General features: G+C 61.0%; 17 protein-coding genes. 5 read left to right on the top strand and 12 right to left on the bottom strand.

Features of this window, described 5'->3' with window-relative positions:
• Positions 1-43 precede the first annotated feature (43 nt).
• The 4 genes from PMI35_RS22505 to PMI35_RS22520 form a co-directional block, all read right to left on the bottom strand.
• Positions 44-1036, bottom strand: a complete 993-nt coding sequence (locus tag PMI35_RS22505; RefSeq protein WP_008057282.1) for an AraC family transcriptional regulator — start codon at positions 1034-1036, stop codon at positions 44-46.
• A gap of 64 nt (positions 1037-1100) precedes the next feature.
• Entirely contained in the window at positions 1101-1730 is a 630-nt protein-coding gene (locus tag PMI35_RS22510) for a LysE family translocator (RefSeq protein WP_008057281.1), read from the bottom strand.
• Between the two features lie 69 nt (positions 1731-1799).
• A complete protein-coding gene (locus PMI35_RS22515) occupies positions 1800-3149 on the bottom strand; it encodes an NCS2 family permease (protein ID WP_008057280.1) in 1350 nt (449 codons plus the stop codon).
• Between the two features lie 298 nt (positions 3150-3447).
• The gene (locus PMI35_RS22520; protein WP_008057279.1) at positions 3448-3891 is read right to left on the bottom strand and encodes a MarR family winged helix-turn-helix transcriptional regulator; all 444 of its coding nucleotides are present in this window, start codon (positions 3889-3891) and stop codon (positions 3448-3450) included.
• 82 nt (positions 3892-3973) lie between these two features.
• Here PMI35_RS22520 and PMI35_RS22525 point away from each other — a divergent pair, with 82 nt between their 5' ends.
• Positions 3974-5140, top strand: a complete 1167-nt coding sequence (locus PMI35_RS22525) for an aminotransferase-like domain-containing protein (RefSeq protein WP_008057278.1) — start codon at positions 3974-3976, stop codon at positions 5138-5140.
• A gap of 165 nt (positions 5141-5305) precedes the next feature.
• On the opposite strand, the gene PMI35_RS22530 is transcribed toward PMI35_RS22525, so the two are convergent.
• From PMI35_RS22530 to PMI35_RS22550, 5 genes are all read right to left on the bottom strand, one after another.
• The gene (locus PMI35_RS22530) at positions 5306-5677 is read right to left on the bottom strand and encodes a glutathione S-transferase N-terminal domain-containing protein (RefSeq protein ID WP_008057276.1); all 372 of its coding nucleotides are present in this window, start codon (positions 5675-5677) and stop codon (positions 5306-5308) included.
• 104 nt (positions 5678-5781) lie between these two features.
• Positions 5782-6327: a GTP cyclohydrolase I FolE gene (folE, locus tag PMI35_RS22535; protein ID WP_008057275.1), complete on the bottom strand. Its 546-nt coding sequence runs from the start codon at positions 6325-6327 to the stop codon at positions 5782-5784.
• 77 nt (positions 6328-6404) lie between these two features.
• Positions 6405-6962: a Smr/MutS family protein gene (locus tag PMI35_RS22540; protein WP_008057274.1), complete on the bottom strand. Its 558-nt coding sequence runs from the start codon at positions 6960-6962 to the stop codon at positions 6405-6407.
• Positions 6963-7049: 87 nt separating this feature from the next.
• Positions 7050-7370: a hypothetical protein gene (locus PMI35_RS22545; protein WP_008057273.1), complete on the bottom strand. Its 321-nt coding sequence runs from the start codon at positions 7368-7370 to the stop codon at positions 7050-7052.
• 131 nt (positions 7371-7501) lie between these two features.
• On the bottom strand, positions 7502-8092 hold the full coding sequence (locus PMI35_RS22550; RefSeq protein WP_008057272.1) for a cysteine hydrolase family protein: 591 nt from the start codon (positions 8090-8092) through the stop codon (positions 7502-7504).
• A 239-nt stretch (positions 8093-8331) separates the two neighbouring features.
• Between PMI35_RS22550 and prmB the strand changes: the two genes are divergently transcribed.
• Positions 8332-9240 (top strand): 50S ribosomal protein L3 N(5)-glutamine methyltransferase, encoded by a 909-nt coding sequence (prmB, locus tag PMI35_RS22555; protein WP_008057270.1) that lies wholly within the window; start codon positions 8332-8334, stop codon positions 9238-9240.
• A gap of 110 nt (positions 9241-9350) precedes the next feature.
• Here prmB and PMI35_RS22560 read toward each other — a convergent pair whose 3' ends face one another.
• Both PMI35_RS22560 and PMI35_RS22565 read right to left on the bottom strand, forming a co-directional pair.
• Positions 9351-10142, bottom strand: coding sequence for a hypothetical protein (locus PMI35_RS22560; protein ID WP_008057269.1), 792 nt, complete (start codon positions 10140-10142; stop codon positions 9351-9353).
• A 93-nt stretch (positions 10143-10235) separates the two neighbouring features.
• Positions 10236-11234: an alpha/beta hydrolase gene (locus tag PMI35_RS22565; RefSeq protein WP_008057268.1), complete on the bottom strand. Its 999-nt coding sequence runs from the start codon at positions 11232-11234 to the stop codon at positions 10236-10238.
• 83 nt (positions 11235-11317) lie between these two features.
• Here PMI35_RS22565 and aroC point away from each other — a divergent pair, with 83 nt between their 5' ends.
• Genes aroC through PMI35_RS22580 form a run of 3 tightly spaced genes read left to right on the top strand, consistent with a single transcriptional unit; the run spans position 11318 to position 14138 of the window.
• Positions 11318-12409: a chorismate synthase gene (gene aroC, locus PMI35_RS22570; protein WP_008057266.1), complete on the top strand. Its 1092-nt coding sequence runs from the start codon at positions 11318-11320 to the stop codon at positions 12407-12409.
• A 7-nt stretch (positions 12410-12416) separates the two neighbouring features.
• Positions 12417-13580 carry an MFS transporter gene (locus tag PMI35_RS22575; protein WP_008057265.1) on the top strand — a complete coding sequence of 388 codons (1164 nt, stop codon included), beginning with the start codon at positions 12417-12419 and terminating at the stop codon, positions 13578-13580.
• Between the two features lie 12 nt (positions 13581-13592).
• Complete coding sequence (locus tag PMI35_RS22580; RefSeq protein ID WP_008057263.1) at positions 13593-14138, top strand: acireductone dioxygenase; 546 nt, start codon at positions 13593-13595, stop codon at positions 14136-14138.
• 70 nt (positions 14139-14208) lie between these two features.
• Here the strand turns inward: PMI35_RS22580 and PMI35_RS22585 are convergent, their stop codons facing one another.
• On the bottom strand, positions 14209-14484 hold the full coding sequence (locus PMI35_RS22585) for a DUF3509 domain-containing protein (protein WP_008057261.1): 276 nt from the start codon (positions 14482-14484) through the stop codon (positions 14209-14211).
• Positions 14485-14550: the final 66 nt, after the last annotated feature.

Below are 14550 nucleotides of genomic sequence, written 5' to 3'. Positions count from 1 at the left end.
CAATGGATATGCCCCCAATCCAGATGATGCGGCCTTTTGCTCTTCAGGGCCGGAACTGACTCGGCGCCACACCACTCCACCGCACAAACGCATGGCGAAAACTCGCGGTCTCGCTGAAACCCAATGCCTCGGCGATCCGATAGATCGGCATCTGGTCTTCACAGAGCAACAGCTTGGCCTGCTCGAACCTGAGCTCATCGAGCAATTCCTGATAGCTGCAACCCAGTTCCTTGAGATGCCGGCGTAACGTACGAGCTGAACAATTCATCTGCTCGGCCAACCCTTCGAGCCCCGGTGCCGCATGCAATTGTGTGCTGAGCAACTGGCGGATCCGCCCCAGCCAGGCCTGGCGCCCGGTAAACTCGGTATTCTGCTTGCGGCAACGCTCGGCCATGGCCTGGTGGGTGATGGCATCGGCCAGGGGCAAGGGTTGGTCCAGCCAGCGCTTGTCGAACGCGAAGGCGTTGTCCTGCGCCCCGAAATGCAGGGGGCAGTTGAAGTGATCGTAATAGGACGCTTCATAGTCGGGCGCCGCATGCTCGAAGCGTGCAGCCAACAGCGGCAGTGGGTGACCGATCAGGTCGTCGCAGGTGACCTTCAACGACACCAGGCAGAACTCGGCATTGAACACCGCCAGCGCCGGATTCTCCCGGTAATCGGCGGCGACAAACCAGACGCGTTCATCGTCCTCTTCCAGGCTCAGTTCGAAAAGTGTTCCCAACAGCGCCGGATAACGCATCGCCAGGCGCAATGCGTCACCGAAGGTGGCACTGGTGAGCAGGGCATAGCCGAGCATGCCGTAGGACGAAACGTGCATGCGTCGACCCAGTTCCAGGCCGATATCGTGCTTGAGGGCGACGGCGTTGGCGCAGACCTGCATCTCTTGATTGGTGGTGATGCGCGTGTCCGCCCGGGCCAGATCCGCGGCGCAGATGCCGCTGCCGGCGAGCAAGGCGTCGCTGGGCAGGCCTTGGACCTTGAAGGTGTCGAGCACCAGGGAAACGGCGTTGAGGGTGGTGAGGTGGGAGTGGAGCATGCTCGATTCCGGCGTGGGGGTGCCAGAACCGAGCAACTTGTGTGCCGGTTTGCCTCAGAAGGCCTTAATGGCTACTGAGCAAGGACGCAGCCCCGGCACCGCCGAACAGTCCGGCACTGATCCGGTTGAACCAGCTCTGGCCCTTGCCGCTGCGCAGATACCGCGCCGCGCCATGGGCACCGAGGCCGTAGGCCAGCTTGCACAGCAGGTCCAGTACGGTCCAGGTGGCGATCATCACCAGCAGTTGCGGCAGGAACGCTTGCTCGGCGCTCAAGAATTGCGGCAGGAACGCAGCGAAGAACAGGATGTCTTTCGGATTGCTCGCGCCCAGCATGAAGGCGCGCCCGAACAGGGCGCGAAAGCGTGGCACCGCTGCGGCCTGGGGCACTTCGGCCCCGTGGGATGGTTGGCGCGACTGCTGCCAGCTCTGCCAGGCGAGGTAGAACAGGTACAGCGCGCCGACGATTTTCAGGGCACTGAACAACTGTTCCGATGCCAGCAGCAGGGCGCCCAGGCCCAGGGCCGAAGCACTCAACAGGCAGATCGAGGCGATCACGCCGCCGAGAAACGCCGGGTATGAACGGACCAGGCCGTAATTCAGACTGTTGCTGATCATCAGCAAAGACAGTGGCCCCGGGATCAGGATCACCACCAGCGCAGCGCCGCTGAACAGCAGCCAGGTTTCCAGACTCATCACTTTCCTCCATTTGCACAAAAGCCTCACCCGACGGGGTGAGGCTGGTTTGACGCGTACCGCCGAGATTTACAGGAAGATGAACTTGGCAATGAAAATTGCGCAGAGCACCCACAGACTGACGGAGATTTCCTTGTACTTGCCGGTGCCGGCCTTCAACGCCACGTAGGTGATGAAGCCCAGCGCGATACCGTCCGCGACCGAGAAGGTCAGGGGCATCATGATTGCCGTGACGATCGCCGGAATGCTGTCGGTCGCCTCGTCCCATTCGATGTGGGCCATGCCGCCCATCATCAGCATGGCCACATAGATCAGCGCACCGGCCGTTGCATAGGCAGGAATCATCCCGGCCAGCGGAGCGAAGAACATGGCCGCAATAAATAGCACACCTACGGTCACTGCGGTAAGACCAGTCCGACCACCTGCCGCCACGCCCGCGGCACTTTCCACGTAGCTGGTGACGGGTGGAACGCCCACTACCGCACCGAAAACGCTGGATGCACTGTCGGCTTTCATGGCACGCGAGAGGTTTTCGATCCGACCGTCAGCACCCACCAGGTTGGCGCGCTGGGCCACACCCATCAAGGTGCCGGCGGTGTCGAACATGTGCACGAAGAGGAAGGCCAGCACCACGCTGATCATGCTGACGTTGAACACGCCGGCAACGTTCATGGCCATCCAGGTCGGGGCCAGGCTCGGTGGGGCCGACATGATGCCCTCGTAGTGCACCAGGCCCAGGCCCCAACCGGCCAGGGTCACGGTGATGATGCTGATGAGGATCGCGCCGAACACCTTGTGGTAGCTGAGGATGGCGATCATCAGGAAGCACACGGCGGCGAGCAGCGGGCCAGGCTCGCGCAGGGAGCCGAGCTTGATCAGGGTGGCCGGGCTATCGACGACGATGCCTGCGGTTTTCAAACCGATCAACCCGAGGAACAGGCCCACACCCGCGCCCATGGCGTAGCGCAGGCTGACCGGGATGCTGTTGAGCAGCCATTCACGGATGCGCGAGAAGGTCAGGATCATGAACAACACGCCGGACACGAACACCGCACCCAGCGCGGTTTCCCAGTTGTAGCCCATGGTGCCGACCACGGTGTAGGTGAAGAAAGCGTTCAGGCCCATGCCCGGTGCCAGGCCGACCGGCCAGTTGGCGTACAGGCCCATCAACAGGCAGCCCAGGGCTGCGGCAATGCAGGTGGCGACGAATGCCGCGCCATGGTCGATCCCGGCGTCCGCCATGATGTTGGGGTTGACGAAGATGATGTAGGCCATGGTGATGAAGGTTGTCAGACCGGCAATCAACTCGGTCTTCACCGTGGTGCCATGCAAGCTGAGTTTAAAGATGCGCTCCAGCCAGCCATTGCGTATAGGCGGCGAGAGATCCAGCGTCGATGCTTCGGATTTGCGGCTTTCCACAGCGAGGTACTCCTCAAGAGTTTTATTTTTATTTCCAGGGCCGGACCCATGAGGGTGGCAGCGGCCCTTTGAGGCACTTGCGAATTTGTTGACCGTTAGGTCAGGAACTCGCACGAAGTGGATTATGCTTTTGTATACAAATAAAGCAAATAATGTTTTTGGTTTTGTGGACGAAAAGTTTGGCAATCGGGATATATCGCCTTCGCGGGCCTCATCGCCAGCAGGCTGGCTCCCACAGGTTTTGTGTACACCACAGCTCATTGTGGGAGCCAGCCTGCTGGCGATAGGGGCAGAACAGTCAATCAACAGTCTGACTTTTCCCCAATGCCAGATTTACCGCCAACCACCCATTCACCGCCGTCTCCCCAGCCTCGGCAAACACCCGCTCAAGCAATTTCACCTGCTCACGGCGCAACGACTGTTCAAACCGCGTGCCTTCGGCGGTCAACTCCAGCAGCCGCTTACGCTTGTCGGTCTCGGACGCCACGCTGTTGACCAGATGCATCTCCAGCAGTTGGCGCAACGGCATGTTCAGTGCCTGCTTGCTCACGCCGAGCAATGCCAGTAGCTCCTTGACGCTGAGGTTCGGGTAACGGGCGATGAAAAATACGATGCGCTGATGCACCCGACTCAAGCCGCGCCGCTCAAGCATTTCATCGGCCTTGGCCGTGAAGGCCTGGTAGCCGAAGAAAAACGCTTCCATGGCCTGCTGCTGGGAAATCGGGTTTTTAAGGTCAATCATGTTGACGTATCCGTTCGGGCTGTCGTAATTTCGGTCAACAATTTTGACTCATTTTCCTCTGGCCTCGCTACCGGTGACTCCCATGGCTTTTTCCGAACGTGTCTCGCGCCTTAAAAGTTCCTTGATCCGTGAAATCCTCGCGGCTGCCCAGCGTCCGCAAGTGATGTCGTTCGCCGGGGGGTTGCCGGCCGAAGTCATGCTGCCGAAGGTCGAGTGGGACCGGATGCCGGTGTCCATGGGGCAATACGGCATGAGTGAAGGCGAACCGGCCTTGCGTGAAGCCCTGGCGGCACAGGCGCGAGCGCTGGGTGTGCCCTGCGAGGCGAGTCAGGTGCTGGTGGTCAGTGGGTCTCAGCAAACCCTCGATCTGGCCGCCAAGCTCTATATCGACAAAGGCACCGAGGTGCTCCTCGAAGCACCGACCTACCTGGCGGCCCTGCAGATCTTCCAGCTGTTCGGCGCCGATTGCCTCACCGTGCCGCTGGAAGCGGACGGGCCGAATCTGGTGCACCTGCGTTCGCGCCTGGAAAAACATCGCCCGGCGTTCATCTACCTGATCCCGACCTTCCAGAATCCCTCGGCGGTGCGTTACAGCGAAGCCAAGCGCGAGGCGGTCGCGGCATTGCTGGATGAGTTCGACGTGACCCTGATCGAAGACGAGCCTTACCGTGAGCTGACGTTTGACGGCGGCAGCGCCAAACCGATTGCCGGGCGCCTGAAAAAAGCCAGCTGGATCTACACCGGCACGGTGTCGAAAACCTTGCTGCCGGGGTTGCGCGTGGGGTATCTGATCGCCAGTGCCGACCTGTTCCCGCACCTGCTCAAGCTCAAGCAGTCGGCGGACCTGCACACCAATCGCGTGGGCCAGTGGCAAGCGTTGCAATGGATCGGCAGCGAGCCCTACCAGCAGCACCTGAGTGAGTTGCGTGTTTTTTACCGGGTGCGCCGCGACGCCTTCCAGGCCGCGCTGCAAACCCATTTTGCCGATCTGGCGGATTGGCATGTGCCCCAGGGTGGGCTGTTTTTCTGGCTGACGCTCAAGCAGCCGCTGGACACCCGTACGCTACTCAATGCGGCGTTGGCCAATGACGTGGCGTTCATGCCGGGTGAGCCGTTCTTCCCTGAGCCGGATAATCATCACGGGCATTTGCGGCTGAATTTCAGCCACATCGACCCGGCGCGGCTGGAGGAGGGGATCAAGCGGTTGGCGGCGGTGGTGCGGCAGGCGCAGGCGGCGCTAGCGGCCTGAAGAAAAAACCGGCTCAAAGGCCGGTTTATTTTTTGTCTGAAGTTTGCAGTGTTTATGCCGGCCTCATCGCCAGCAGGCTGGCTCCCACAGGTTTTGTGAACACCACAAATCCCATGTGGGAGCCAGCCTGCTGGCGACAGGGCCATCCATCACACCACAAATAAATCAGGCTGCAGCGAAACGCTTGTCCAGATAATCAATGATCACCTTGGACTCATACATCCACGTGGTCTGGCCATTCTCTTCGATGCGCAGGCACGGCACCTTGATCTTGCCGCCGTGCTCGAGCAGGGCCTGGCGATCCTGTTCGTTGTTTTTCGCGTCGCGCAGGGCCACCGGTACGTTCAGGCGGCGCAGGGTGCGGCGGGTTTTCACGCAGAACGGGCAGGCATGGAACTGATACAGGGTCAGGCCCTTGGCGGCGGCTTCGACCTGGGCCTGGGCGGCGGCAGGGCGCTGCTTCTTGCCTGGACGGGTGATGAAATCGATGAAGATGATCAGTTGGCCCAGGCCAACACGAAGCGCTTTTACGAACACGTTGAAAGCCTCACGGTGCTAATGAAGAAAGGCGCGCAGCTTACCTGATTTTTCCAGGGCGAAAAAAAACCGGCGATGAAAGCCGGTTTTCTTCGTGCGGCGAATTACTTGATCAAGCTGAGAAACTCGCTGCGAGTCGCGGCGTTTTCACGGAATTCGCCGAGCATCACCGAGGTGATCATCGTCGAATTCTGCTTTTCCACACCGCGCATCATCATGCACATGTGCTTGGCCTCGATCACCACGGCAACGCCCAGGGCGCCGGTGACCTGCTGGACGGCATCGGCAATCTGGCGGCTGAGGTTTTCCTGGATCTGCAGGCGGCGGGCGTACATATCGACGATCCGCGCGACTTTCGACAAGCCCAGCACCTTGCCGCTCGGGATGTAGGCCACATGGGCCTTACCGATGAACGGCAGCAGGTGGTGTTCGCACAACGAGTACAACTCGATGTCCTTGACCAGCACCATTTCGCTGTTGTCGGAGCTGAACAAGGCACCGTTGGTGACCTCTTCCAGCGACTGTTCATAACCGCGGCAGAGGTACTGCATGGCTTTGGCGGCACGTTTTGGCGTGTCGAGCAGGCCCTCGCGGGAGGGATCCTCGCCCAGTTGGCCTAGGATCGCGGTGTAATTCTGTTCCAGGGACATGAAACTACCTGTGGGATTTTACGCAAAGGGCAAGGGTACGGTGGCGGACACGGCGCTGCAAGCGCGGCGCATCAGGTTTACTCGTCGCGACCTTCCATCATGGTCCGTTTGAGCATCACATAAACGGCTCCGGCACCGCCATGCCTGGCTTGGCACGAAGTGAAGCCAAGTACCTGTGGATGCTGGCGCAGCCAGGTGTTGACGTGGCTTTTGATCATCGGCCGCTTGCCGTCCAGGCGCACGGCCTTGCCGTGGGTGACGCGCACGCAGCGGATTTCGAATTTGGTCGCTTCGGCGAGGAACGCCCAGAGGGTTTCCCGGGCCTTTTCCACGCTCATGCCGTGCAGGTCAAGGCTGCCTTCGAACGGGATCTGCCCGATCTTGAGCTTGCGCATTTGGCTTTCCTGCACACCGTCGCGCGCCCACATCAGTTCGTCTTCCGGGCCGACGTCGATGACGAACTGATCGGACAGCCCGTCAACGGTGGTGGCATCGGTGCGCACGGTGGCGGCTTGGCGCAACTTGGCGATCTGCGCGCGGTCAGCCTTGGGTTTGCCGGTTTCGGCGCGATCGTGCTTGATCGGCTTGACGCCTTGGATCGCACTTTTGAACAGGGAAAAATCGTCGTCTTGCATGTCAGCCTCCGCGAAGGGCGGCCAGTTTACCCAACTCCAGGCGAATCGGGCGCGAGAAAACGCAAGGCGCTGGACGGCGACTTGCGCTTAGTCGTGTTTTTTCATCAGGTGCGGGGAGATGTTCAGCGCGTTCGACTGGCGCGAGCGGCGGCGGCAACGACGCCACAGCCATATGCCCAGGTACAGCACGAACAGGCCGATGACCAGAATCACTGCAGCGCCCGCGCGGTTGGTGTTCAACTCGCCCAAGGCCGGAGCGTGGCCGAACAGGCTGGCGGCACCGGCCATCGCCAGCAGCACGCCGCTGGTCGCCAGCAAGGCAGCAAAAGCTGCGCCGATTCTAAAACGCCAGTTGCTCTGGCCTTTGGGCCGCAAACGGCGAGCGTCAAAACCATCGGATAACTTCATTCCGACCTTCCTCAATGGGTATCGGCCCTTCGACCGGAAGTTGACCGGGATGTTCCTGAGGCTAAGACATTTACGGCATATGAGAGGCTTTTGCGGATGAGCGGCGGTCTAGACCGCTCATGAGCCGCCGATCAGACCAGGTCGTTGGTCAGGGCGAGGGCGGCAAAGTTGTCCGCCATGATCGCCATTTCGGTCTGCTGCACGTGCTCGGCGCTCAGGACGCCGCCTTTGTACGGCAGATCACGGGTGGCGCAGGCGTCTTCCACCAGGGTGCAGCGGAACCCCAGGTTCTTTGCCGCACGCACGGTGGTGCTGACACTGGAATGGCTCATGAAGCCACACACCACCAGGTCCACCGAGCCCAGGTCTTCCAGGCGTTTTTTCAGGTCCGTGCCATGGAACGCACTCGGCAGGATTTTCTCGATCTTGATTTCACCGGCCAGCGGCTCCAGCCCGGGAATGAACTGGCCGCGCTCGCCGCGGGGGTCAAACAGCCCACCGACGGTGCCAAGATGGCTGACATGCACGATCGGCCGGCCAGCCGCGCGGGCGGCAGTCACCAATTTCTTGATGTTCGCAACCGCCGCATCCATGCCGCTCAGGGCCAGGGGACCGCTGAGGTACTCTTTCTGGGCATCGATGATGATCAGGGTCGCATGACTCAGTTTGGCTGCTGCATAACCGCGGCCGCTGAGTTGAAACATCGTTTGTGGAACGGACATTCTGGGGCTCCTTCGAGTGGGGCTTTTGCGACATTGTCCTCTGGCTGAGCGCTTCTGTGAATCGCTACCATCGTAGGCACCGTCGTTACTGGCGTGCAGCGTTGTCAAGTATTGAGTTTTGTTCAATAGCCAGTGAAAAATCCAGAAGAATCCTACATTTACCCCGGTGTTTTTCCTGCGTCGTCGTGACGTCGTTTGACTGGTAGAATCGCCCGTCGATTTTTCTGGAGTTTACCGTCGTGATCACTTCCCGCCTTCGTACCCTGCGTGACCATATCCGTTGGGCCGTCAGCCGCTTCCATGGGGAGGATCTGTTTTTCGGCCATGGCACCGACAACGCCTGGGACGAAGCCCGTCAACTGGTGTTGGGTGCACTGCACTTGCCGTGGGAAATTTCCGACAGTTACCTGGACTGCAATCTGGAAGAAGACGAGCTGGCCCACCTGCAACAGCTGCTCAAGCGCCGCATCGAAGAGCGTGTGCCGACCGCCTACCTGCTGGGTGAAGCCTGGTTCTGCGGCATGTCGTTCATCGTCGATGAGCGCGTGCTGATCCCGCGCTCACCGATTGGCGAGCTGATCGAAAACCGTTTCACACCGTGGCTGGGCACCGAGCCTGCGCGGATTCTCGACCTGTGCACCGGCTCCGGCTGCATCGGTATCGCCTGCGCCTACGAGTTCCAGAACGCTGAAGTGGTGCTGGCCGACCTGTCGTTCGAAGCGCTGGAGGTGGCGAACCAGAACATCGAGCGCCACGGCGTCGACGAGCGCGTCTACACCGTGCAGGGCGATGGTTTCGATGGTTTGCCGGGGCAGCGTTTCGACCTGATCGTGTCGAACCCGCCGTACGTGGATGCCGAGGACTTCGCCGACATGCCGGACGAATACCAGCACGAACCGGAACTGGGCCTGGCCTGCGGTGATGACGGCCTGAACCTGGTGCGCCGCATGCTCGCCGAAGCGGCGGATCACCTGACGGAGAAGGGCCTGTTGATTGTCGAGGTGGGCAACAGCCAGGTGCACGTCGAGGCGTTGTACCCGGAAGTCGATTTCGCTTGGCTGGAATTCGAGCGTGGCGGGCATGGCGTGTTCATGTTGACGGCCGAGCAGTGCCGGGATCATCAGGCCCTGTTCGTCTCCCGCGTATAAACGTCAAAAGCTTCGCGAGCAGGCTCGCTCCCACAGGGGATTTGTGAACGACGCAGATCCAATGTGGGAGCGAGCCTGCTCGCGAATAGTCGCACCCGGGTTTCAAGCCTTCAACGGTGCGTCGCAATCCAGATCAGCAACCCCGCCTGAAACACCGCAAACGCCACCAAACAGGTAATGGTGAAGCGCAAACCGGCGTCTTCACGCTTGTATTTGCTGACTTTCTCCTCGTGTTTCTTGAGTTTGACTTCCTGCTCGGCCAGGTTCTGCTCGGCTTGCTGGAGCATCTGCGCGGCTTCAAGAATTTCCACGACTTGCAGTTTTTCCGTGTTCCAGTCACTCAGCAGGTCGCCGACCCGCACTTCCTGGACGCTGCCCTTCAAATGCTGGGCGTCGGCATAGACCACGTCGAAGCCGTGCACGCGCAAAAAATGATCGCGGCGCAGGCGCGTGTCTTCGTTCAGCGCGTCCTTGTTGTTGAGGTCGGTGCCGTCGACGGTGTAGCCAGGCCATCTTTTCTTCGCCCAGTTGATGCCCTGGGCGGCCATGAAGCGGCCGATGCCACGGTTCAGCGGTTCGATTTGCAGGCCGCTGTCGGGTCCGAAATGCACGCGTTTTTCGGCGTGATCGACCCACACGTCCAGATGATTCTGTTCCTTGCGCACGCGCTGGCCGGGCAGGGAGATGGTCATGCGCATCAGGCTGCGCAACTTGTCGTTGCGTTCGGCGTAGCCGAATTCGACAAAACGCAAAGGACGACCACCGGTATGGCGGTCGGTCTGCAATGGTGCAAGGCGGAGCATCTTGTGGTGCTCGACGTGAACGTCCGCCCAGGGCAGCTCGACCGCTGGCGGTACGTCCTTTTCAGCGGTGGTGTCGGGTGAAGTCTGGGTATCGGTCATAACGGCGAGATCCTGTCCAAGCTCAACGTGCCGCCAGCCAGTACGCTGGCGACAAAGGCTTATCGGCCGTTTTCGACAAGACTGGAGCGCAAATTAACTGGAACGAAGCCCGTCAATGAATCCGAGGATGCGCGTGCCCAGTTCCGCCGCCAGTGGCAAATTCGGATCCTTGTAGGAGGCCAGCTGGCGTTTGACGTCGTTGGGCACGATGCGCATGACGTGGTTCATGCCTTCGATCAGGGCCAGTTCAGCGTCCGGTTTGGCCGCCTTGAGCAACCGGGCGTCATTGACCCCGACCTGGATGTCATTGCTGCCCTGGATGATCAGCGCCGGCATTTTCAGCTTCGCGAACGCTGCGGCAGGGTCCTGGCGGAACAGGGAGATCAGGTACGGCTGCACACTCGGGCGGAAAATCACCTGCAGTTGCGGTGGCACGTTGTCGTCGGTTTTCCCGGCCTTGAGGCTGTCGAGCAGCTCATTGCTGCGCTGCATCAGCGGGGGAGGCAGGCGATTGCCCAGCTGCTGGCGCAGGACCTGGTCGATCGGCCGGGCGCTGCCGGACATGGAAATCACCGCCGCCGCATCGACGCTGGGCGCCGCGAGGCTGGCGATCAAGGCGCCTTCGCTGTGGCCCAGCAGGATCAGCTGGCTGAAGCGCGGGTCGGTCTTGAGTTTTCGGCCCCAGGCTTCAGTGTCGGCCACATAGGCCTCCACCGACAGGTTACGTTCGTCAGGGGTGGCCGCCAGGCTCGCCGCCACGCCGCGCTTGTCGTAGCGCACGCTGGCGATGTTGTGTTTGGCCAGCACCCAGGCCAGGCGCTTGAGGCTGTCATTGCGCCCGCCTTCGGGGTTGTTGCCGTCACGATCGGTCGGGCCAGAGCCGGAAATGATCAGGACCACCGGCACCGGCGTGTCGGATTTAGGCAGCAGCATCGAGCCGAAAAGCTCGCCGGTGCCAGTGTCCAGGGTAATCGGCCGTTGCAGGACGGTGGCCTGGGCGAAGCCGGAAATCAGGGTAAGGCTCAAGGCTAGAACTCGCAGCATTGTCACGCCATCATCATCAAGGTGCCGGTTGGACTCACACACACCCATAAGGTTCGAGGATGAACTAGTTGGATAGCCTGCGTATACTGGCGCGCATTACGTATTAAGGTTCATTTCACGGAGCGTCCTGCATGTCCGGCAATACCTACGGCAAGCTGTTCACTGTCACCACCGCTGGCGAAAGCCATGGCCCGGCGTTGGTCGCCATTGTCGATGGCTGCCCGCCGGGGCTGGAGATTTCCCTGGAGGATCTGCAGCGCGACCTGGATCGCCGCAAGCCCGGCACCAGCCGCCACACCACCCAGCGCCAGGAAGCCGACGAAGTCGAAATCCTCTCGGGCGTATTCGAGGGTCGCACTACTGGCTGCGCCATCGGCCTGCTGATCCGCAATACCGACCAGAAGTCCAAGGACTACTCGGCGATCAAGGATTTGTTCCGTCCGGCCCATGCCGACTACACCTACCACCACAAATACGGCGAGCGTGATTATCGCGGCGGCGGCCGCAGCTCGGCCCGGGAAACCGCGATGCGCGTGGCGGCCGGCGCGATTGCCAAGAAGTACCTGGCGACCCAGGGCATCGTCATTCGCGGCTACATGAGCCAGCTCGGCCCGATCGAAATTCCGTTCAAGACCTGGGATTCGGTGGAGCAGAACGCGTTTTTCAGCCCCGATCCAGACAAAGTGCCGGAGCTGGAAGCCTATATGGATCAGCTGCGCCGCGACCAGGATTCGGTTGGCGCGAAGATCACCGTGGTCGCCGAAGGCGTGATGCCGGGCCTGGGCGAGCCGATTTTCGACCGTCTCGATGCAGAACTGGCCCATGCGCTGATGAGCATCAACGCAGTCAAGGGCGTGGAAATCGGCGCCGGTTTCGCCAGCGTCGCCCAGCGCGGCACCGAGCATCGCGATGAGATGACGCCGGAAGGTTTCCTCAGCAACAACGCGGGCGGCATTCTCGGCGGCATTTCTTCCGGTCAGCCGATCGTCGCGCACCTGGCGTTGAAGCCAACGTCCAGCATCACCACGCCGGGCCGTTCCATCGATATCCATGGCAACCCGGTGGACGTCATCACCAAGGGCCGACACGACCCGTGCGTCGGCATCCGCGCCACGCCGATCGCCGAAGCGATGATGGCCATCGTGCTGATGGACCACTTGCTGCGTCACCGTGGCCAGAACGCCGATGTGCGTGTGAGCACGCCGGTGCTGGGCCAGATCTAAGCCAACGGTGACGGCGCTCCCGTACTGGCGGCTGTCCAGCTTTTATCTGTTCTATTTCGCCTTGCTCGGTTCGACAGCGCCTTTTCTGGCGCTGTACTTCGATCACCTGGGATTCTCCGCGGCGCGCATCGGCGAGTTGGTGGCCATCCCGATGCTGATGCGTTGCGTGGCGCCGAACCTCTGGGGCTGGCTCGGCGACTACACTGGGCGGCGTCTGGCTATCGTGCGCTTGGGCGCCGTGTGCACATTGCTCACGTTTTCGCTGATTTTCGTCAGCCAGACCTATGCCTGGCTGGCGATGGTCATGGCCTTGCACGCCTTCTTCTGGCACGCGGTGCTGCCGCAGTTCGAAGTCATTACCCTGGCGCACCTGCAAGGCCAGGCCTCGCGCTACAGCCAGATTCGCCTGTGGGGCTCGATCGGGTTCATCATCACCGTGGTCGCGCTCGGGCGCCTGTTCGAATGGCTCAGCCTGGACATCTACCCCGCAGCGCTGGTGCTGATCATGGCCGCGATTGTGCTCAGCAGCCTGTGGGTACCGAACGCCCAACCGGTGCAGGGCGAGCGATTGGCCGGCGAAGGATTCCTCGCGCAACTGCGCAGCCCCGGGGTGTTGGCGTTCTACGCCTGCGTGGCGTTGATGCAGATGAGCCACGGGCCTTATTACACCTTTCTCACCCTGCACCTTGAACGGCTGGGCTACAGCCGGGGCGTGATCGGCATGCTCTGGGCCGTCGGCGTGGTCGCTGAAGTGCTGATGTTCATGGCCATGAGCCGGATCCTCGCGCGGTTCTCGGTACGGCGCGTGCTGCTGGCGAGTTTTCTGCTGGCGGCGTTGCGTTGGCTGTTGCTCGGTTCGCTGGCCGAATTCCTCTGGGTGTTGTTGTTTGCCCAGGTGCTGCACGCGGCGACGTTCGGCAGCTTTCACGCCGCGGCCATCCAGTTCGTGCAGCGCAGTTTCGGCCCACGCCAGCAAGGGCAGGGCCAGGCGTTGTACGCCGCACTGGCCGGCACCGGTGGCGCAATGGGCGCGTTATATTCCGGCTACAGCTGGACGGCCCTTGGCGCGCCCTTAACCTTTAGTATTGCCAGCCTCGCAGCGCTGGCGGCAGCCGTTATCATTGCCACACGAATGCAAGAGGACACGCGCTCCTCCCCCTTGAACCCTTAAGGAGTTGTCCTGATGAGCAGCCTGTCCGTTTATCACGTTTCCAGTCCCGACGTACCCAACAAGGTGCTGACTCATTTCGAAGACATTGCCTCGACTCTCGCCGAGCAGGGCGTACGCTTCGACCGTTGGCAGGCCGAGACGAAGATCCGCCCTGGTGCCAGCCACGAAGACGTCATCAGCGCCTGCCAGGCGCCCATCGACTCGCTGATGACCGGGCACGGGTTGCGCGCGTTGGATGTGATCAGCCTTGACCGCGATCACCCGCAAAAAGAGTCGATACGCGCGAGCTTCTTCGCCGAGCACCGCCAGGACGAAGCCGAAATCATGCTTTTAGCCTCAGGCAGTGCATTGTTGTCGGTACACATCGACGATTACGTTTACGCCGTGCTGTGCGAGAAAGGCGACCTGATGGTGCTGCCGGCGGGCACCCGGCAGTGGCTGGATATCGGTGAACAGCCCTTCGTGGTTGCGATTCGCCTGTGTGGGAGCCAGCCTCGGGTGGCCCATTTCACCGGCGACGACAGTGCTGCTCGATTCCCGGGGATGGATGACTGCTGAACAGCACACACACAACTCAGGCCGTGAAGCGCAAGCTTGCTCGGCCTGATGGTTTACCGCGGCGCGACACTTACAGCGAATGATAGGTCGGCAGGGCAAAGCGCTGCTGGCTTTGCAGCAGGGAAATTTGCGGCAATTCGCTGGCCTGTTCCGCCAGATCGCGGCGAATGGCGCTGATGACCCACGACAGTTGGTCGCCATTGTGCAGCTGCTGATAGGAAATCGAGCGTTTGAATTCCTTACCTTCGCAGCGCAAGGTGAGCAGGATGCCGCCGTCAGGTCGATCCTGGGTGGTCACGTCGAAGTTGGAGAACAAGGAGGAAAATTTTTCTTGGATCAGGCTCATGTCTGTCAGCTCCGTTAGCTCTTTGAATGGCAAGCATGGGGAAGCTGTTGCAGTGATTGTGCCAGT

The organism is Pseudomonas sp. GM78 (assembly GCF_000282475.1).
Taxonomy (GTDB): domain Bacteria; phylum Pseudomonadota; class Gammaproteobacteria; order Pseudomonadales; family Pseudomonadaceae; genus Aquipseudomonas.
The sequence above is the reverse complement of the archived record's forward strand: the minus strand, read 5'-3'. Positions and strand labels throughout refer to the sequence as shown.